The sequence below is a fragment of the Bradyrhizobium sp. WSM4874 genome (assembly GCF_055811835.1).
This window is the reverse complement of the sequence record NZ_JBVVPR010000002.1, coordinates 286671-305641: the sequence shown is the minus strand read 5'-3', so window position 1 is coordinate 305641 and position 18971 is coordinate 286671. Positions and strand designations below refer to the sequence as shown.

Annotated in this window: 19 protein-coding genes; 6 read left to right on the top strand and 13 right to left on the bottom strand. The window is 64.8% G+C overall.

The features are described from left to right. Positions 1-124 precede the first annotated feature (124 nt). Both AC0L3P_RS03800 and AC0L3P_RS03795 read right to left on the bottom strand, forming a co-directional pair. The gene (locus AC0L3P_RS03800; RefSeq protein WP_007610479.1) at positions 125-529 is read right to left on the bottom strand and encodes a (R)-mandelonitrile lyase; all 405 of its coding nucleotides are present in this window, start codon (positions 527-529) and stop codon (positions 125-127) included. Positions 530-554: 25 nt separating this feature from the next. Then, positions 555-1253, bottom strand: a complete 699-nt coding sequence (locus tag AC0L3P_RS03795; RefSeq protein ID WP_007590912.1) for a ribonuclease activity regulator RraA — start codon at positions 1251-1253, stop codon at positions 555-557. Between the two features lie 247 nt (positions 1254-1500). On the opposite strand from AC0L3P_RS03795, the gene pxpB reads away from it, so the two are divergent. Genes pxpB through AC0L3P_RS03780 form a run of 3 tightly spaced genes read left to right on the top strand, consistent with a single transcriptional unit; the run spans position 1501 to position 4069 of the window. Continuing rightward, a complete protein-coding gene (gene pxpB, locus AC0L3P_RS03790) occupies positions 1501-2232 on the top strand; it encodes a 5-oxoprolinase subunit PxpB (protein WP_473301009.1) in 732 nt (243 codons plus the stop codon). After that, the gene (locus tag AC0L3P_RS03785; protein WP_275171107.1) at positions 2229-3266 is read left to right on the top strand and encodes a 5-oxoprolinase subunit C family protein; all 1038 of its coding nucleotides are present in this window, start codon (positions 2229-2231) and stop codon (positions 3264-3266) included. The genes pxpB and AC0L3P_RS03785 overlap by 4 nt, the downstream gene beginning before the upstream one ends. A gap of 32 nt (positions 3267-3298) precedes the next feature. Further along, complete coding sequence (locus AC0L3P_RS03780; protein WP_275171108.1) at positions 3299-4069, top strand: LamB/YcsF family protein; 771 nt, start codon at positions 3299-3301, stop codon at positions 4067-4069. Positions 4070-4195: 126 nt separating this feature from the next. Here the strand turns inward: AC0L3P_RS03780 and AC0L3P_RS03775 are convergent, their stop codons facing one another. From AC0L3P_RS03775 to AC0L3P_RS03755, 5 genes are all read right to left on the bottom strand, one after another. Next, positions 4196-4348 carry a hypothetical protein gene (locus tag AC0L3P_RS03775; protein ID WP_007590908.1) on the bottom strand — a complete coding sequence of 51 codons (153 nt, stop codon included), beginning with the start codon at positions 4346-4348 and terminating at the stop codon, positions 4196-4198. A gap of 200 nt (positions 4349-4548) precedes the next feature. Further along, the gene (locus AC0L3P_RS03770) at positions 4549-6168 is read right to left on the bottom strand and encodes a sulfite reductase subunit alpha (protein ID WP_275171109.1); all 1620 of its coding nucleotides are present in this window, start codon (positions 6166-6168) and stop codon (positions 4549-4551) included. Next, positions 6165-7946 carry a NirA family protein gene (locus AC0L3P_RS03765; RefSeq protein ID WP_275171110.1) on the bottom strand — a complete coding sequence of 594 codons (1782 nt, stop codon included), beginning with the start codon at positions 7944-7946 and terminating at the stop codon, positions 6165-6167. Before AC0L3P_RS03765 ends, AC0L3P_RS03770 begins: the two co-directional genes overlap by 4 nt. A gap of 331 nt (positions 7947-8277) precedes the next feature. Continuing rightward, positions 8278-9441: a CmpA/NrtA family ABC transporter substrate-binding protein gene (locus tag AC0L3P_RS03760; RefSeq protein ID WP_275171111.1), complete on the bottom strand. Its 1164-nt coding sequence runs from the start codon at positions 9439-9441 to the stop codon at positions 8278-8280. After that, the gene (locus AC0L3P_RS03755) at positions 9438-10028 is read right to left on the bottom strand and encodes an ANTAR domain-containing response regulator (RefSeq protein ID WP_106944809.1); all 591 of its coding nucleotides are present in this window, start codon (positions 10026-10028) and stop codon (positions 9438-9440) included. Before AC0L3P_RS03755 ends, AC0L3P_RS03760 begins: the two co-directional genes overlap by 4 nt. 111 nt (positions 10029-10139) lie before the next feature. Between AC0L3P_RS03755 and rimO the strand changes: the two genes are divergently transcribed. Beyond that, the gene (gene rimO / locus AC0L3P_RS03750) at positions 10140-11465 is read left to right on the top strand and encodes a 30S ribosomal protein S12 methylthiotransferase RimO (RefSeq protein WP_473301008.1); all 1326 of its coding nucleotides are present in this window, start codon (positions 10140-10142) and stop codon (positions 11463-11465) included. Positions 11466-11542: 77 nt separating this feature from the next. On the opposite strand, the gene AC0L3P_RS03745 is transcribed toward rimO, so the two are convergent. From AC0L3P_RS03745 to AC0L3P_RS03735, 3 genes are all read right to left on the bottom strand, one after another. Then, complete coding sequence (locus AC0L3P_RS03745; RefSeq protein ID WP_473301007.1) at positions 11543-11986, bottom strand: carboxymuconolactone decarboxylase family protein; 444 nt, start codon at positions 11984-11986, stop codon at positions 11543-11545. Next, entirely contained in the window at positions 11919-12350 is a 432-nt protein-coding gene (locus AC0L3P_RS03740) for a MerR family transcriptional regulator (protein ID WP_473301006.1), read from the bottom strand. The genes AC0L3P_RS03745 and AC0L3P_RS03740 overlap by 68 nt, the downstream gene beginning before the upstream one ends. A gap of 157 nt (positions 12351-12507) precedes the next feature. Next, positions 12508-13455, bottom strand: a complete 948-nt coding sequence (locus AC0L3P_RS03735) for a hypothetical protein (protein ID WP_473301024.1) — start codon at positions 13453-13455, stop codon at positions 12508-12510. Between the two features lie 403 nt (positions 13456-13858). On the opposite strand from AC0L3P_RS03735, the gene AC0L3P_RS03730 reads away from it, so the two are divergent. Then, on the top strand, positions 13859-15055 hold the full coding sequence (locus tag AC0L3P_RS03730) for an acetylornithine transaminase (protein ID WP_473301005.1): 1197 nt from the start codon (positions 13859-13861) through the stop codon (positions 15053-15055). A gap of 94 nt (positions 15056-15149) precedes the next feature. Here AC0L3P_RS03730 and AC0L3P_RS03725 read toward each other — a convergent pair whose 3' ends face one another. The 3 genes from AC0L3P_RS03725 to pcsA form a co-directional block, all read right to left on the bottom strand. Then, positions 15150-16124: a quinone oxidoreductase family protein gene (locus tag AC0L3P_RS03725; protein ID WP_247499072.1), complete on the bottom strand. Its 975-nt coding sequence runs from the start codon at positions 16122-16124 to the stop codon at positions 15150-15152. A gap of 74 nt (positions 16125-16198) precedes the next feature. Continuing rightward, complete coding sequence (locus tag AC0L3P_RS03720) at positions 16199-16933, bottom strand: TerC family protein (RefSeq protein WP_473301004.1); 735 nt, start codon at positions 16931-16933, stop codon at positions 16199-16201. Next, the gene (gene pcsA / locus AC0L3P_RS03715) at positions 16930-17697 is read right to left on the bottom strand and encodes a phosphatidylcholine synthase (RefSeq protein WP_354059368.1); all 768 of its coding nucleotides are present in this window, start codon (positions 17695-17697) and stop codon (positions 16930-16932) included. The genes AC0L3P_RS03720 and pcsA overlap by 4 nt, the downstream gene beginning before the upstream one ends. Before the next feature lie 87 nt (positions 17698-17784). On the opposite strand from pcsA, the gene AC0L3P_RS03710 reads away from it, so the two are divergent. Continuing rightward, a complete protein-coding gene (locus tag AC0L3P_RS03710; RefSeq protein WP_473301003.1) occupies positions 17785-18969 on the top strand; it encodes a UbiH/UbiF family hydroxylase in 1185 nt (394 codons plus the stop codon). Positions 18970-18971: the final 2 nt, after the last annotated feature.

The window sequence follows — 18971 nt, the reverse complement described above, 5'->3', positions numbered from 1 at the left end:
GTGCAGCGTGCAATGCCGCTCCGCAGAGCCGGGACCCAGCGTTCTTCGTGGGTCTCAAATCTCGGGGCCCCGGATGGGCGCCGCATCGCCTTGCGGCGACGCGTCTGGTCCGGAACACGAGACGCTAGCCGACCGCCGCGCCGTATTCCGCGTCGGTCACCGGCTCCAACCAGGTTGAGAACACGCCGTCGAGCGCTTCCTGCATGGCGATGTGGGTCATGCCGTTGGTTGGCGACCCGCCGTGCCAGTGCAGCTCGCCCGGCGGAATCCAGACGGTGTCGCCGGGACGGATTTCGATGACAGGCCCGCCCTTGGACTGGACCCGGCCGACCCCCGAAATCACATAGAGCGTCTGCCCGAGCGGATGGTGATGCCAGTTGGTGCGCGCGCCCGGCTCGAACGAGACGCGCGAGCAGTTCAGCCGCGCGGGCGCGGGCGCCATGATGACGGGGTCCTGCCAGACCGTGCCGGTGAAGTGTTCCCCGGGCGCACGACGGGTCGGCCGCGTGCCTGCAACAGTGATCTCCATTGGATTTACCTCACTTCTTTCCCGGTTACTTCTTGCTTGCGGCGTAGCGCGCCTTGGTCTCGGCGTTCATGGGATAGAGGCCCGGGAGCACCGCGCCATTGTTCACCTCGTTGACGATCCAGGCTTCCATCCGCTCCTGCTCGACACCCTCGTTGAGCACGTGTTCGAGCATCGCCTGCGGGATCAGCACGCAGCCGTCCTGGTCGGCGACCACGATGTCGTTCGGGAACACCGCAACGCCGCCGCAGCCGATCGGCTCGCCCCAGCCCACGAAGGTCAGGCCGGCAACCGACGGCGGCGCGGCATAGCCGTCGCACCAGACCGGCAGGTTGGTGCCGAGCACGCCCTCGACGTCGCGCACGACACCGTCGGTGACGAGTGCGGTGACGCCGCGCTTCATCATGCGCGCGCACAGGATGTCGCCGAAGATGCCGGCGTCGGTAATGCCCATGGCGTCGACCACGGCGATGCAGCCCTCCGGCATCGCCTCGATCGCGGTGCGGGTCGAGATCGGCGACGACCAGGATTCCGGCGTCGCCAGATCCTCGCGCGCCGGCACGAAGCGCAGCGTGAAGGCCGGTCCCACCAGGCGCGGCAGACCCGGGCGCAGCGGACGCGCGCCGCGCATCCAGATGTTGCGCAGGCCCTTCTTCAGCAGGACCGTTGTGATGGTGGCAGTGGTGATGCCGGCGAGGGTCTTGCGGGCTTCGGGGGACAGCGACATGGAAACAGACGAGCTCCGGATGGGCGGGAAAGCACGCGCGCATCTTGCGGGGTGCGGGCCTTGCGTCAAGGGCCAACAAGCTACCAATCATGCAGGGCCGCAGCGCTGTTATGCGTCGCGATAACAAGGCTTTATCGTCTCCCCCTGCATTAATTTATTGGACTTGCGGGCACATTTACGCGAAGCAGGAACAAGCGGAGCTCAAGGCCGAGCCCGCGTATCTCCAGAAGCCCGATTTCGACACCCCATGTCCGCGACGCTTCCCCCGCCCCGCCTTCTGCCCAGTGGCGACAGCGCCGTCACGGTCGAGTTCAGCCGTACCATTGACGACGACGCCAACCAGCGCGTGCTGGCGCTCGACAAGGCGCTCGCAGCAAGCGCGATCGATGCCATCACCGAGTCCGTGCCGACTTATCGCTCGCTGCTGGTGCATTACGACCCGGGCAAGATCGGCTTCGACGCGCTCGGCGAAAAGCTGCTCGCGCTCGCCAGCCAGCCGCTGCCGCCGGCGACCAAAGCGCGCCGCTGGCGCATTCCCGTCGCCTATGGCGGCGAGCATGGCATCGACCTCGAGGACGTCGCGAAGGCGCTGAACACCACGCCCGACGACATCGTCGCGCGCCATGTCGCCGGCGACTATAAGGTCGCCATGATCGGCTTCACGCCGGGGTGGTCCTATCTCAGCGGGCTCGACAAATCCCTGCAGATGTCGCGGCGGCAGAATCCGCGGCTGTTGACGCCTGCCGGCACGATCTCGATCGGCGGCATCCAGGCCGGAATCCAGTGCCTGGCAGCGCCGAGCGGCTGGCACCTGCTCGGCCGCACGCCGGTGCGGACCTATCAGCTCCACCGCAATCCGACCTTCCTCACCGAACCCGGCGATCGCGTGACGTTTTTCGCCGTCGACCACAAGACGTTCGAGGAACAGGACCGCGCCGCCGAAGCCGGCGAGATCATTGCCGAGCAGGTGGTCGCATGAGCCGGCTCGTGATCGCCAGCATCGGGCCTGCAAGCACGGTCCAGGACGGCGGACGCCATGGAGCGCAGCGCTATGGCCTGACGGTCAGCGGCGCGATGGACCGCCTGTCGCTCGCGGCAGCGAACACGCTTGTCGGCAACGAACCGTTCGCAGCCGTTGTCGAGGTCGGCCCGTTCGGCGCCTCGTTCGCCGCGCGCGACGGTGCCGTGCGCGTCGCGATTTCAGGCGCGCCGCGCAATGCGGACATCTCCGGCAGCCCGGTCGCCATGGACACATCGGTGACGCTGAAGGACGGCGAGACGCTGACGCTGGGTTTTGCTCGCGGCGGGGCGTTCACTTATCTGGCGATCGAAAGCGGGATCAAGGGCGAGCCGGTGTTCGGCAGCCTTGCGGTCAACGCCCGTGCCGGTCTCGGCAGCCCCTACCCGCGCCCGCTGCAGGCCGGCGACGAATTCACCGTCGATGCCGCAAGCGGTGCACCGGACCTGCGCATCGAACTGCCGAAGCCATCGAGCGGTCCGATCCGCGTCCTGCTGGGACCGCAGGACGACGAGTTCGACGACGCCAACAAGGCGCTGTTCCTCGACAGCGAGTGGAAGATCTCGGCGACCTCCGATCGCATGGGCTACAGGCTTGAGGGCCCTGCGATCAAGCATCTGCATGGCCACAACATCGTCTCCGACGGCACGGTCAACGGCAGCATCCAGGTGCCCGGCAACGGCGCGCCGATCGCGCTGATGATGGATCGCGGCACCTCCGGCGGCTACCCGAAGATCGCGACCGTGATCACGGCCGATGTCGGCCGTCTCGCGCAAACCTCGGCAGGAACCGCGTTCCGCTTCAAGGCGGTCAGCATGGCTGAGGCGCAGGACGAGGCGAGAAAATTCGCGCAGCTGATCCGCAACCTGCCCGATCGCCTGCGCTCCGCCGACACCGTCGCGCTCAACATCGAAGCGCTCAGCGATGCCAACGTCGCGGGCTATGCTGTCAGTGCCATCGACGCCGGGACCTGGCAGGTTGCAGCCGAGCCGTAAACGACAAGACGACCAGAGACGGAGAGCACCCCATGAAGACGATCGATCTCAATTGCGATCTCGGCGAAGGTTTTGGCGCGTGGGAGATGGGCAACGATGCCGCCATGATCGACCTGGCGAGCTCGGTCAACGTCGCTTGCGGCTTCCACGCCGGCGATCCCGATATCATGCGCCGGACTGTCGAGCTGGCGAAGGCGCGCGGCGTCTCGGTCGGCGCGCATCCTGGCTATCGCGACCTGCACGGCTTCGGCCGCCATCCGATCGCGGGCCTGAAAGCCTCCGAGATCGAGAACCTCGTCGCCTACCAGATCGGCGCCCTGCAGGCGATCGCGACCGCGGCGGGCCACAAGGTCACGCATGTGAAGGCGCATGGCGCGCTCTCCAACGTCGCCTGCGAGGATGACATGACGGCGAAGGCGATCGCCGCCGGCATCAAGGCGGTCGACCCCAGCCTGATCTTCGTCGTGCTCGCCAATTCGAAGCTGGTGAAGGCCGGCGAAGCCGCCAATCTGCCGATGGTGCACGAGGTGTTCGCCGACCGCGCCTATGAGGACGATGGCAATCTCGTCTCGCGCAAGAAGCCGGGTGCGGTGCTGCACGACGCCAAGGCGATCGCCGACCGCGTGGTGCGTATGGTACAGGACGGCGCGGTGGTCTCGGTCACGGGCAAGGTCATCAAGATGCGCACCGACACGGTGTGCATCCACGGTGATACGCCGGGCGCCGTCGACATCGCGCGCGGTTTGCGGCAGGCCTTGAAGGATGCAGGGATCGAGGTCGCGCCGTTCAAGCGCGGCGCGTGAGGTTTGCTCAGTGCCGTAGGGTGGGCAAAGCGAAGCGTGCCCACCAAAATCCATCCTGCTTGCTGAGAGATGGTGGGCACGGCGCAATCGCGCCTTTGCCCACCCTACGAGAGCTGCGAAGACTCGTTAGAACGGGTGCACCGACAGCGTGCCGAACACGATCGCGGCGATAACCGCGAAGGCGCTGTACATCGCGGCATGATGCACGCTCGCCCCGGTCCGCCGCGAGAGCGAACGCGCGTAGAAGTGCAGCCGGGCTTCCGCCGATAGTTCGCGCATGGTCGATCTCCAACGCCCCATATGCGGGATTATGAGGGATCAACCGGGGTGGCGGGCAAGAGACCCGCGGAAATAGCGATGCGGGTTCTCTGAAAACCCCGCATCGCAGGAGCAAATTCTACCCGCCCGCAGGTTCCGAGAATCTTATTCGTTCAAATCCGAGCCAGTTGGAACCGGCTCGGATGACGGTGGGATGACAGCTAGTAGACGTCAGCCTGGAAGCGGCCCGTCTTCTTGAGCTCGGCGACAAAACTGACGGCTTCGTCGGTCGAACGCGCCCCGAACTGGGCGACGATATCGACCAGCGCGCGCTCGACGTCCTTGGCCATGCGCTTGGCATCGCCGCAGATGTAGAGATGCGCCCCCTCGGCAAGCCACGTCCATAGCTCGCGGCCGACCTCGCGCATGCGGTCCTGCACGTAGAACTTCTTCTCGCCGTCGCGCGACCAGGCCAGCGACATGCGCGTGAGCAGGCCCGAGGTCTTCATCGCGTTGAGCTCCTCCTGGTAGAAGAAGTCGCAATCGCTGCGCTGGTGGCCGAAGAACAGCCAGTTCTTGCCGGGCGCACCGGTCGCCTTGCGGTCGAACAGGAAGGCACGGAACGGCGCAATGCCGGTGCCGGGGCCGATCATGATGATCGGCGTCTTCGGATCCTGCGGCAGGCCGAAATTGTGCGCCTTCTGCACATAGACCTTGAGCTTCTCGCCCTCGGCGATGCGCTCGCCGAGGAAGGTCGAGGCGACGCCGATGCGCTTGCGTTTGCCGATCACGTAGCGCACGGAATCGACCGTCAGCGAAAGCTTCCCAGGCGTCGCATTGTGCGAGGACGAGATCGAATAGAGCCGCGGCTGCAGCGGCTCAAGCGCCTCGACGAAGGCTTCAGGATGCGGCCGCGTACCCGAAAACTTCTGCAGCGCAGCCATGACGTCGAGCGCGGCGGCGTCGCCATCGGGATCCTCGCCCTGCGCCAGTGCCCGTGCCCTCTCGCGCTGCGCGCCGCCGGTGATGAAGGAGAGCAGTTCGAACAGCGTGTCGGGCGCCGGCGAGAGCGAAACGTCGTCGATCAGCACCTCACGCAGCGTCTTGCCGTTGACCTTCGTCGTGTGGGAGGCACCGAGCAACGCGATGACCTGGTCGACGAGGCCGAGCTCGTTGCGGGCGAACACGCCAAAACTGTCACCGACGACATAGTCGAGCTTGCTCTCGGAAAGATCGAACTCGACGTGATAGGTTTCCTTCTCCGACTTTCCCTTGTTGAGAAGACGGCGCGACAGGAAGGTCGCCGCAACAGGATTGTCGCGCGAGCGGCCGGGCTCGGCGATCGTCACGGTCACGGCGGGGGCCGCCACCGCGTCGACCTTGTCGGACGCCTTGTCGCCAGCCTTGGCCGCCGGCGCCTTGTCCAGCTCTTCGTGCAGCGACTTCAGCATCCGCGCGGTTTCCTTGCCGCCGGGGACGCAGAGGTTGAGCCGCGCTTCACTGCGGCTCGCGATCGCCTCCGAATAGTCGTGGCAATTGTAGCCGCACTGCCCGCAATCCTGCTGCGCCATCGCCGCCATCATCTTGCGCCGCACGGGACGGCCTTCGGCGAGCTTCATCCGATCGGCGATCGGCATGGTCTGGTCGTGCCAAGGCGCTTCACCGTCGTCACCATCACCGGCTTGCATGACCGCGGCGCCCTGCTCGGCCGACAGCGGCGCGGCCGCGTCAGGCGACAGCAGCCCGGCAAAGAAGCCGTTCAGCCAGGAGCGTTGGGCGTCGGAGAACGGGGCGCTCGTGGGAATGATGTCGAGTTTCGGCGGAGGGCTGATCTGGTTCATGAAGACACCTCGGCATCGGCAAGCTTGCGCAGCGTCTCGCCGTCGTGGCGGCGCGCAAAGGACAGGAAGGTTTCGTCGGAAGACGAGCGATGGGCGATATAGGCCTTGAGCAGTCCTTCGACTGTCTTCGGCGCGTCCTCGGCCTTGAGGTCGTGATAGACCTCCTGCCCGACGTCGGCGTCAGGACCGAACCCGCCGCCGGTGAAGAGATGATAGCCCTCCACCGTGTCCTCCTCGTTGACAGGCACGCGCGCCCCGATCAGGCCGATGTCGCTGATGTAATGCTGGGCACAGGAATGGTGGCAGCCGGTGACGTGGATGTTGACCGGCTTGTCCATCTCGACGCGCGGCTCGCACCAGTCGCCGATCTCGGCGGCGTGGCGCTTGGTGTTGGAGGCGGCGAAGCGGCAACCGGCATTGCCGGTGCACGCGATCAGGCCGGCGCGGATGTGCGAAGCCTCGACCGCAAGCCCGATCTGCTTGATCGCCGCGATGGCAAGCTCGACATTCTCGTCGCGCACCCCTGATATCAGCAGGTTCTGCCAGACGGTCAGACGGATCTCGCCGTCGCCGAGGTCCCGCGCCACCTTGGCGAGGCCCCGCATCTGATCGCTGCTGATCTTGCCGAGCGTCAGCGACACGCCGATCCAGTTCAAGCCGTCCTGCTTCTGCTTGTGCACGCCGATATGCGCCATGCGGTCCGCGGCCGGCCGCGGCGCAAACGCCTCTTCCGGCACGCGCGTGAATGGTGTCTTCAGCCGTTCCTCGACGATCTTGAGAAAGCCGTCATGGCCCATGGCGTCGAGCACGTATTTCAGCCGCGCCTTGTTGCGGTTGGTGCGGTCGCCGTGCTCGATGAACACGCGCACGATGGCGTCGGCAACGGCGGTGGCGTCTTCAGGCTTGACGACGATGCCGGAATATTTGGCAAAGTCCTTGTGGCCGGTGATGCCACCGAGGCCGAGGCGGAACCAGATCCCGGGCTCGACGCCGAAGCCGTCCTGCACCTCATATGCCGTGAAGGCGATATCATTGGTCTCCTCGAGCACGGCGATCCTGCCGGCGCCGTCGAAGGCGACGTTGAACTTGCGCGGCAAGCCATACAGCGAGCGATCGTTCAGGATGTGGTAGTGCCACTCGCGCGCATAAGGCCGCGTGTCGATCAGCTCCTGCGGGTCGATGCCCGCCGTCGGCGTTCCCGTCACGTTGCGGATGTTGTCGGCGCCGGAGCCGCGCGAGCACAGGCCTAAGTCCTGAATGCCTTCGATCAGCTTCACGGCGTTCTTCGGCGGGATCTCGCGAAGCTGCAGATTGGCGCGCGTCGTGACGTGGCTGTAGGGCCCGCACGTTTCATCGGCAAGATCGGCAAGGCCGGCCAGCTGCCAGTGCTTCATGATGCCGTTCGGAATGCGCAGACGGCACATGTAGGAGTCCTGCGTCGGCGCGACGTAGAAGATGCCGTAATAGCGCCAGCGGAAATTGTCCGCCGGACTCGGCGGCGTATTGTCGAGCGCCTGCTGGCGGAGACGCGGATAGGCATCGAAGGGATGCTCGTCGCGCTTGACCTTCTCCTGGTCGGCGAGCTTCTTGCCCGCGGCGATGAACTTGTCCTGCGCCTTGATGTGCACGGCATCGGGACCGGTCGGCTCGGCGTTCGCCTTGCCGGCGCCGCCGCCAAGACCGCGACCGACGCGACTGATCTGCAGACCGGTCGTGAAGCCTTCGAGGTAGCGTTTCTGGTCGTCGGTAAAGTCGACTGAGACGGTGTCGATTTTCATGGTCAGTAACGAAGCTCCTGCGGCCACCTGGGTGGTATCGACGGAAAGTGCACGACCCGCGAGGAGCTCGGCTGGCTCGAGAGCCGGCTGCGCACCCAACGGTCCGATCAGCTTCGTTGCTGGGGACTGGCGCAGCAGGCATCTGTGACAGGCTGGCCGCACTGCAACATTCAATTTGCGTGCCAGCTTTGATGAAATGAAAATGTGTGTGGTATCAAGCAGCTAAGAGCAAAAAAGGGAACTCAGGGCTCTGGAGCTCTTACGAAATTCGAGCAGTCGGCCTAAAATTTAGACGCGGATCCCCAGCGCTCAAAAACGATGCAGGCCCGAATCACACCTTCCAGCGGCCTACCTCGAAGGCCTCAAGATGACCCCGAATATTGGCGGGATCGAAGGCGGGGCCGGCGAATGCGCCGAATGCCGCGGGGGCCTGGGCGGGGGGCTGGCGGCCGAGGACGCCGTCATAGAGATCGGGCCTGAACACGGCCATGGCCGTCTTGACGCCGTCGGGCGTCAGCGTCGTCTGCCCCCAGCGCACCATCTGCGCATAGAGCCAGGCGGCCTGGACCGGATCGGGGCGCCCTGCTTCCTCGCGTCCCACCAGAAGGTAGCTGCCGCTCTCGCGAACGGTGCCGTCCGGCGAAATCTTGAGGCGTCCCGTGAGGGTGCGCTGGATGACTTCGGCATCGACGCCGATCCGCTCCGGCTGCGCCAGGATCCGCGCCGCTTCGGCCCGGTTTTCCGGGTGCTCGATGAACTCCGCGGCTTTCACCGCCGCGCGCACCAGGCTGGCCACCACGTCCGGATTCTTGTCGGCCCAGACCTGGCGGAGCGCGAGCACCTTCTCCGCCGCATGGGCCAGGATGTCGGAGACGAAATGCAGGATGTGGCCGATCCCGAGATCGACCGCGATCGAATTCCAGGGCGCGCCGACGCAGAACGCATCGACATGACCATTGGCGAGACTGTCGACCATATAGGGCGGCGGCAGCACCACCAGCCGCACGTCCTCGTCGGGATCGACGCCGGCCGCCGCCATCCAGAACCGCAATTGGTAATTGTGGGTCGAGAACGGGAAGGTCATGCCGAAGGTCAACGGATCGGCCCCCGCTTTGCGCCGCTTGGCGACCACGCGCGCCAACGCTTTTGCCGTTGCGAGCGGATCGAAGCGGTCGCCATCGATCTCCTCCATCAGCGCGGCATGAAGCGCCGGCGAGACCGTGATCGCATTGCCGTTGATGCCGAGATTGAAGGGCGCCGCGATCGGCACCTTGACATGACCGAGCCCGAGCGAGGACGCAATCGCGACGGGCGCGAGCAGATGCGCGGCGTCGAACAAGCCGATATTGAGCTTGTCGCGGACGTTGGACCAGGAGACCTCGCGGACCAGTTCGACCTCGAGCCCTTCGGCCGTGGCAAATCCCTTGTCGACGGCAACGATCAGCGCTGCGGCATCGACCAGCGGAATGAACCCGATGCGGAGGGGAACGGTCATTTCAGCATCTCCGACGCGGTGATGATCGACTGGGCGATCTCGCCGATTTTCTTCTTCTCGCGCATCGCGGTAGAGCGCAGCAGCACATAGGCCTCGTCCTCGGTCAGGCCCTTCACCTTCATCAGGATGCCCTTGGCCTTCTCGATGACCTTGCGATCCTCGAGCTGCGACTTGGTGCGCTCCAGCTCCTCCTGGAGTTTTGCGAAGGCATTGAAGCGCGACACGCAGAGGTCGAGGATCGGCTTGATGCGCTCCTTCCTCAGCCCGTCGACGATATAGGCGGAAACCCCCGCCTCGACCGAGGCCTGGATCGAGGATGAATCGCTCTGATCGACGAACATCGCGATCGGGCGCCGCACGGCGCGGCTGACCTGGAACATCGCTTCCAGCACGTCGCGGCTGGGGTTTTCAAGATCGATCAGGATGATGTCAGGGTCGACCGCATAAATACGGGCGAGCAGGCTTTGCATCTCGCTGATATGGACGATCTGCGTGAATCCGGCCTCCCGCAACCCTTCCTCGAGGATCGCAGCCCGGATCGGGCTTTCGTCGACGATCACGATTTTGGGCGACTGTTCGGCGCTCATTGCTCACTCACCACCAGTGATTCATCCATAGCATGCCCTCAGGCCCTGCAAAGGGTTGTAATTATGGGCAATTGGGACTAGCTCAACCCTGTCAATCAGGCAGATTTGGATATGGATCAGACGGCTGCGCCGAAGGTCAGCTTCGTGTCGCTCGGGTGCCCCAAGGCTTTGGTGGATTCCGAGCGCATCATCACGCGCCTGCGCGCCGAGGGTTACGAGCTCGCCCGCAAGCATGACGGCGCCGACATCGTCATCGTCAACACCTGCGGCTTCCTCGACAGCGCCAAGCAGGAATCGCTCTCGGCGATCGGCGAGGCCATGGCCGAGAATGGCAAGGTGATCGTGACCGGCTGCATGGGCGCGGAACCCGAGCAGATCGAGCAGGCCTATCCCGGCGTGCTCTCCATCAGCGGCCCGCAGCAATATGAGAGCGTGCTGGACGCCGTGCATCGCGCGCTGCCGCCCGCCCACAATCCGCATCTCGATCTGGTGCCGCCGCAGGGCATCAAGCTAACACCGCGCCACTACGCCTATTTGAAAATCTCCGAGGGCTGCAACAACCGCTGCACCTTCTGCATCATTCCGAAGCTGCGTGGCGACCTCGTCTCGCGACCGGCCAACGATGTGCTGCGCGAGGCCGAACGCCTGGTCGACGCCGGCGTCAAGGAACTGCTGGTAATCTCGCAGGACACCTCGGCCTACGGCGTCGATCTCAAATACGCCGAGAGCCCGTGGAAGGATCGCCAGGTCCGCGCCAGATTCATCGACCTCGCGCGCGAGCTCGGCGAACTCGGCGCCTGGGTCCGCTTGCAATATGTCTACCCCTACCCGCATGTCGACGAGGTCATCGCGCTGATGAACGAAGGCAAGGTGCTGCCCTATCTCGACATCCCGTTCCAGCACGCGAGCCCCGAGGTGCTGAAGGCGATGAAGCGCCCGGCGGCGCAGGACAAGACGCTGGCGCGCATCAAGCGTTGGCGCGAGCAATGTCCCGATCTCGCTCTCCGCTCGACCTTCATCGTCGGCTTCCCCGGCGAGACGGATGCCGATTTCGCCTATCTGCTCGACTGGCTAGACGAGGCCGAGATCGATCGGCTCGGCTGCTTCAAATACGAGCCGGTCGCCGGCGCCACGGCGAATGCGATCGAGAACCCCGTACCGGAAGAGATCAAGCAGGAGCGCTACAACGCCCTGATGGCGCGCCAGCAGAAGATTTCCGCGCGCAGGCTGAAGCGCAAAGTCGGCACGCGCCAGCAGATCATCATCGACGAGGTCGGCCCGACCGTCTCAAAGGGCCGATCCAAGGCCGATGCGCCGGAGATCGACGGCGCCGTCTACCTGTCGAGCCGCCGCCCCTTGCGCGTTGGCGAGATCGTCACCGCGAAGATCGAACGCGCCGATCAATACGACCTGCACGGCAGCGTCGCGGGATTCTGATCTTCCGCTGACGCGGCCGTTGCAGCCACGAACTCGCTGCTCCCTCTCCCGCAAGCGGGAAAGGGAGCGGGTCATCGCTAAGCTACGGCAGCATCACGCTCGCCGTTCGCTTCTCCCGACGCCTGCTGTTCGTCACGCGCGGCGAACACTTCCTTAGCTGCGAACAGCCCGTTCAGCGCCGCCGGGAAGCCCGCATAGACGGCCATCTGCATGATGATCTCCACGATCTCGTCGCGAGACAGCCCGACGTTCAGACCCGCCTCGATATGCACCTTGAGCTGAGGCGCGGCATTTCCGAGCGCCGTCAGCGCGGCGATCGTGGCGATCTCTCGATCGCGCAGGCCGAGGCCGGGGCGGCAGTAAATGTCGCCGAACGGAAACTCGATCACGTATCGTGCGAAATCCGGAGCGATGTCGGCGAGTGAAGCGACGACCTTTTCACCAGCTCTGCCGTCAATGCGTGACAGGGCCCGCTGGCCGCGATCGAACCGGCTTTCGTCTTGTGTTTGGGCGTGCGTCATTTTCCTTCGTCCTCTGTTCATCGCTGGCATAGCCGGCGATCTTGGTATCAAGGACGAGCAGGCATTCCTGGAGTTCGGCGATCTGCGTGCGCACCTGTTCGCGGTGGACTTCCAGCATCTGCCGCCGGCTTGTGCCGGTAGCGTCGCCTTCGTCACGAAGCGCCGCGTAACGCAACATGTCCCGGATCGGCATTCCCGTGGTCTTGAGCCGACCGAGGAATTCGATCCATCTGAGGATCGATGCGTCAAAGTCACGCTGGCCGGAGCGATCCCGGTCAGCGTATGGCAGCAGCCCGATGCGCTCATAGTAACGCAACGTGTGCGTCGACAGGCCGGTCCGTTTTGCGAGGTCGCCGATCTTCATGTGTGCCCGTTCTCGTACTGACGCACGTACAGATACCCCTTCGAGCGCGCTCTAAGTCAAGGGGGATCGAAGGTACCGTTCCGGCGAGGTCAAGATGGCACGACAGCGGAAGATTTCGACGCGCCGGCTGGGCGGCAGCATCGCGGGATTCCGAGCTTCAGGATTCCGCCAGCCATTTCGGCACCCAGCGCTCCGGCCGCGGCGCGCGGGCAAGATCGGCTTGCGCCTCCGACAGCTTCGCAGGCTCGCCGTCGATGCTCGGGCGCACATCATATTCGAAGTTCGGCATGACGCGGCCGTCGGCATAAAGGCCGAATTTCATCGCGTACCACAGCCCGAGCTCGGGCTGCGCCTTCCGCATCTCCTCACGCAGATCGCGCAGCAGGGATTCGATCGCGGCGGTTTCCTCGAACGGCTGCGGCCCGCGCGTCAGGACGCGCGCCTGGTATTGCCTGCCGACGATCGCGATCTCGAAGCTCGTCCTGTCCCAGGGCTTCTTGCCCTTCGGCAGATGCGCGGCGAGGCGCCAGCCGAGTTCGGCCATCAAGCGATGATTGGCCCAGTAGTCTTCGCGATCCCGGCTCCATTTTTCCATGAAGCCGCGAAAGTCGGGCAGCTCCGACGGATCGTCATCGGGCGCCGCGATCTCCCCGCTCAGCCGCCCGGTGAGCCATTGCGCGAGCTCGACCGTCTGGCATTCGACCTCGTCGTGCGGCTTCAGATCGCTCCAAGCATTGTCGAATTGTTGCGACGTCAGTTTTGCGAGCAGGCCATCGAGGCTCGGCGCCAGCAGCTCGCAATCGCCCTCGGACCCAAGCCCCACGATCGGCGGATTGTCGCGGTCGAGACCCGCGCCATACCAGCCGCCAACAGCCGAGCCATCCGGCAGCCGCATGAACAGCGAAAACCGGTCGCGCAAGGGACTGCCGTCGACAATCGGCGCCTGATCGGAAAACTGGCCCTGCAGCGAGAAGCAGCCGACGCTGCCCCAGGGGCGGCCGTTCAGCCATCCGGCGAAGTCCAGCAACAGCGACGGCGCCTCGATGCCCGGCGGAAACGCGCCGCGAATGCTGTCGAGGTCGATCGGATAAGGCGTGTCGGACAAGGCTTTAAAAACAATCTGGTTGGTCCCGCCCCTCTTGGTCCGAACCGTCATGCGTTCGGTTCGAACCAATTCGCGTGCTGTGATCACAAACGCGCTAGGGACGCAATGGTTTCCAGGGGCGCATCTTTCATCTACCCCATGCACGCTGCGCGTGTGGCCTGTAAAGCGCCCGCTTGACAAGCCGTGCCATTCGCATGTATTGCCGCGCCCCATGATCAACGCTCGGACCCATCAGCGCACCGAAATGCTCCGCCGTCGCTTCCGCGACGATGAGAGGGTGCGCCATGTCCGACGACGCCGCTGAACCACTAAGTTCAGCCCCGTTCTCGAAAAGGCCGCACCCGCAAGGTGCGGCCTTTTTGCTTTTCGCGCGCCCTTTCCCCCGCCTCCAGAGGAGTTCGACATGACCAGCGCCACCCATCCGTATGACGCTTTAATGGACATCACCGCCCGGCCCAAGACCGTGTTCGTCCGCGGCGCCGGCTCCTACCTCTGGGACGACAGCCGCAAGCGCTATCTCGATTTCGTGCAGGGCTGGGCCGTCAACTGCCTCGGCCACTCCCCGCCCGCGATCGCCGACGCGCTTGCCGCGCAGGCCAAGCGGCTGCTGACGCCGAGCCCGGCCTTCTACAACGAGCCCAGCTTGAAGCTCGCTGAGCAGCTTGTCGCAAACAGCGCGTTCGATCAGGTGTTCTTTGCCAATTCGGGTGCGGAAGCCAACGAGGGCGCGATCAAGCTCGCGCGCAAATATGGCGGCATCCATCGAGGTGGCGCGTTCGAGATCATCACCTTCGAGGGCGGCTTTCACGGCCGCACGCTGGCGACGATGTCGGCCTCAGGCAAGAAGGCCTTTGAGCCGCTGTTCGAGCCGAAGGTCGCCGGTTTCAAGAAGGCGAAGCTGAACGACATTGCGTCAGTCGAAAAGCTGATCAACGACAACACCGTCGCCGTGATGCTCGAGCCGATCCAGGGTGAATCAGGCGTATGGCCGGCGACCGATCAGTTCTTGCAGGAGTTGCGCGCCCTCACCCACGCGCACGGCCTCCTCCTGATCTTCGACGAGATCCAGACCGGGATGGGCCGAACCGGCAAGCTCTTCCACTACGAGCACACCGGCATCGCGCCCGACATCATGACGCTCGGCAAGGGCATCGGCGGCGGCGTGCCGCTCGCAGCGTTGCTCGCGACCGAACGCGCCGCCTGCTTCGAGCACGGCGACCAGGGCGGCACGTTCAACGGCAACCCGATCATGTGCGCGGTGGGACTCGCGGTGCTCGACGAGCTCAGCAAGCCGGATTTCCTCAAGACGGCGACCGAAACCGGGCTGCTGCTCGAAAGCGAATTGCAGAAGGTCTCGGCGCGCCACGGGCTCGGCGAAGTGCGTGGCCGGGGGCTCCTGCTCGCGCTCGACCTCAAGCTGCCGATCGCACCCGGCATCGTCGCGCAGGCGTTCGAGGCCGGCGTCCTCCTCAACGCGCCGCAGGTCGACACGCTGCGCTTCATGCCGGCGCTGAACGTCACGCGGACGGAGATCGCGGAGATGATCGATTGTCTCGACGGGATCTTGACCAGAGCCGGCGCGGCGCGGCGCGTGGCGTAAGCTCGTCATTGCGAGGAGCGCAGCGACGAAGCAATCCAGACTGCCTCAACGGAAAGATTCTGGATTGCTTCGCTTCGCTCGCAATGACGGTGAGTTACGGCTTCAGGATCGACGCGCCCGTGGTCTTGCGGCTTTCGAGATCGATATGCGCCTTGGCGGCGTCCTTGAGCGCGTAGGCATGGTTGATCGGCACGTGCAGCTTGCCGTTGATGACGGCGGCAAACAGCGTGTCGGCGCCTTCCAGCAGCTCCTTGCGCGTACCGATATAGTCGTTGAGCTTGGGCCGGGTCGCAAACAGCGAGCCGTGAGTGTTGAGCTCGGCGATCGAGAACGGCGGCACCGGGCCTGAGGCATTGCCGAAAGAGACGAACATCCCGCGCGGCTTCAGGCAGGACAGCGAGCCCGGGAAAGTCGCCTTGCCGACGCCGTCATAGACCACATCGCAACCCTCGTTGCGGCTGATCTGTTTGACGCGCGCAACGAAGTCTTCCTCGTTGTAGAGGATGACATGGTCGCAGCCATTGGCCTCGGCAAGCGCAGCCTTCTCGCGCGAGCCGACGGTGCCGATGACGTGGGCGCCCATCGCCCTCGCCCATTGGCAGGCGAGCAGGCCGATGCCGCCCGCCGCGGCATGGATCAGCACGCGATGATGCGGCTCGACCTTGAAGGTCTTGTGCAGGAGATACCACACCGTTAACCCCTTCAGCATCAGCACGGCGCCCTGCTCGTAGGTGATGTGGTCGGGCAGCTTGACCAGCCGCTCCCAGGGGATGTTGCGCTCCCCGGTATATGCGCCGAGATTGTGGTAGTAGGCGACGCGGTCGCCCGGATGGAAATTCGTCACGCCCGGCCCGACCGCAACGACCTCGCCGGAGGCCTCGTTGCCGGCGATGAAGGGTAGCCCCGGCGCCTTGTAGAGGCCGGTGCGGTAATAGACGTCGATGAAGTTCAGGCCGACGGCATGCTGGCGGATACGCACCTCGCCGGGCCCGGGCGCCGGAACATCGACGCTCTCATAGACCAGGGCTTCGGGGCCTCCGACCTTGTGCACACGGACGGCTTTGGTCATCACCTGACCTCCTCTTCTGGCGGGCCAGCGAAAGACATCGCGCCCGCCTTGTCAACTCGACGCCGGTGGAACGCCTAGACCGACGGCTTGCCGGTTTTCCTGCGTTTGCGTTTCGCCAGCACGTTGAAGAACTCGACCGCCGCCGAGAACGCAATCGCGAAATAGATGTAGCCGCGCGGGATGTGGAATTGGAATCCATCCGCAACCAGCGCGACGCCGATCAGCACCAGGAAGGCCAGCGCCAGCATTTTCGTGGTCGGATGCTCCGCGACGAATCGCGACACCGGTCCGGACGAAATGTACATGATCACGCAGGCGATCACGACGGCCGCGATCATGATCTCGATGTCCTGCGCCATGCCGATCGCTGTGATGATCGAGTCCAGCGAGAACACGATGTCGATGATCACGATCTGGACGATGACCCAGAAGAAGGCGTTACGAGGCGACCTCGCGTCGCCTTCGCTGTCATCGGCTTCGACCTCGGCATGAATCTCGTGCGTCGCCTTCGCGATCAGGAACATGCCGCCGCCGATCAGGATGAGGTCGCGCCAGGAGAAGCCGTAACCCGAAAACGAAAACACCGGCGCGGTCAGGCCGATCAGCCAGACCAGGAGGCTCAGCAGGATGATGCGGAAGATCAGCGCCAGCGCGAGGCCGACCTGGCGGGCGCGGTGCGCCTGCTTCTCGGGAATGCGCGAGACGATCACCGACAGGAAAATGACGTTGTCGATGCCGAGCACGATCTCGAGCGCGGTCAAGGTGAGGAGCGCGGCCCAGGCTTCGGGGCTGGTCAACAGGTGCATCATGCGAAGGATCTTGTCAGTCGTATCAATGCGTCGCTGAAGCTGATCCAGAGTGCGATCGCGCAGAGCGCGACAGTCACGCCGGTGCCGACGCGAAAGTCCATCTGCAGCGTGTAGAAGGAGAGCAGAGCCCAGATCGCAATCAGCGTCATCGTCAGCCAGCGCAGCCGCACGACGCGCACCGGATGCAGCACATGGAAGGGCACGAAGGTCAGCACCACCAGGCTTGCGACCAGCAGCGTCGACAGCAGCGGCGGCCAGTGCAGCAGGAACAGATAGAACGCCGCCGCATTCCACAGCGCCGGAAAGCCGCGGAAATGATTGTCGTCCGCCTTCATGCGCAGATCGGCGAAATATAATGCGCTGGTGACGATAATGGCGACGCCGAGCAAGGGAGCAGCGACCGGCAGCAGCAGGCCGCTGGCCACGATCGCATAGGCCGGCACGAAGACGTAGGTGACGAAATCGACCACGAGATCGAGCACGTCGCCCGACCAGTTCGGCTGCACGTCCTTGACGTTGAGCCGGCGCGCAATCGGCCCGTCGATCGCGTCGATGATGAGGGCGACGCCCAGCCATTGAAACATCGCCGCCCAGTGCTCGCGCACGGCCTCAAGCATCGCCAGCAGCGCGATCGCCGCACCGAACGCGGTGAAGATGTGCACCGAGAAGGCAGCGGCGCGGATCGCGGGCCTGGGCTTCAGGGAATCCTCTTGGCTGTCCATGGCTTCTGCTATCAGAATGACACCGATTTGCACATAAGCCATTGCGGCGCCCGGTCGCACAATTCGTCATAAAATCAGGGAAATATGACTGGGCTTGAATTTGCCGCGGGGCGTGTCCAATGTCGTTCCATGACAGATGCATCGACACTCTTTGACGCCGCCGTGATCGGCGGCGGACCGGCGGGACTTGGCGCGGCCATCGCATTGGCGCAGGCGGGCGCACGGACCGCGCTGGTGGCGCGTCGCGTGCCCTATGCCGACAATCGCACCACGGCGCTACTCGGTGCCTCCGTCGATCTGCTGGAGAGCCTCGACGTCTGGCCGCGCTGCAAGGACAAGGCGGCCGCGCTCGAAATCATGCGGCTCGTCGACGACACCGGTCGGCTCTTCCGCGCGCCCGAGGTCCGGTTCTCCTGCCACGAAATCGGCCTGGATGCCTTCGGCTACAACATCGACAATCGCTCGCTGATGCTGGCGCTGGAAGCGCGCGCGGCCGAACTGCCCGGTCTCGTCCGTTTCGACGACGAGGCCGAAACTGTCGTCATCGAAGCCGATGACGTCGCGATCCGCACCGCCGCTGCGCAATTTCTCTCGGCCCGCCTCGTGGTCGGCGCCGACGGCCGGCATTCGCTGTGCCGCGAAGCCTCCGGCATCGCGGTGACGCGGCGCGAACTGACCCAGACTGCGCTGACCTTCAACGTCGGCCACGCGCGGCCCCATCGCAACGTCTCGACCGAGTTCCACACGCCGCAGGGCCCTTGCGTGTTCGTGCCCCTGCCCGGCGATCGCTCCAGCGTCGTCTGGGTCTCGGCGCCTGCGGACGCCGAGCGGCTTCGTGGCCTGAGCGACGAGGAATTGTCCGCCGCGATCGAGAAGCAGTCGCATTCGATCCTCGGACGCATGACGGTCGAGCCGGGCCGCCATCTGTTCCCGCTGGCGATCGAACGTCCCAAATCCTTTGGCCGCGATCGCATCGCGCTGGTCGGCGAAGCCGCCCATGTGGTTCCGCCGATCGGCGCCCAAGGCCTCAATCTCGGCCTCCGCGATGCCGCCGACATTGCGCGGCTTGCGGGCGAGGCCATCGCGTCCGGTCAGGATCCTGGCACAGCAGACGTGCTCAAGCGTTACGACCGGGCACGGCGTCCGGATATCCTGAGCCGGACCTTTGCGATCGACATCGCCAACCGCTCTCTGCTCAACGATTTCCTGCCGCTCCAGCCGGTCCGCGCGGTTGGCATGCACCTGCTCGGCGCGATCGGCCCGCTCCGGCGTTTTGCGATGCGCGAAGGCCTGACGCCGACTTGGCGGAAGTAGCC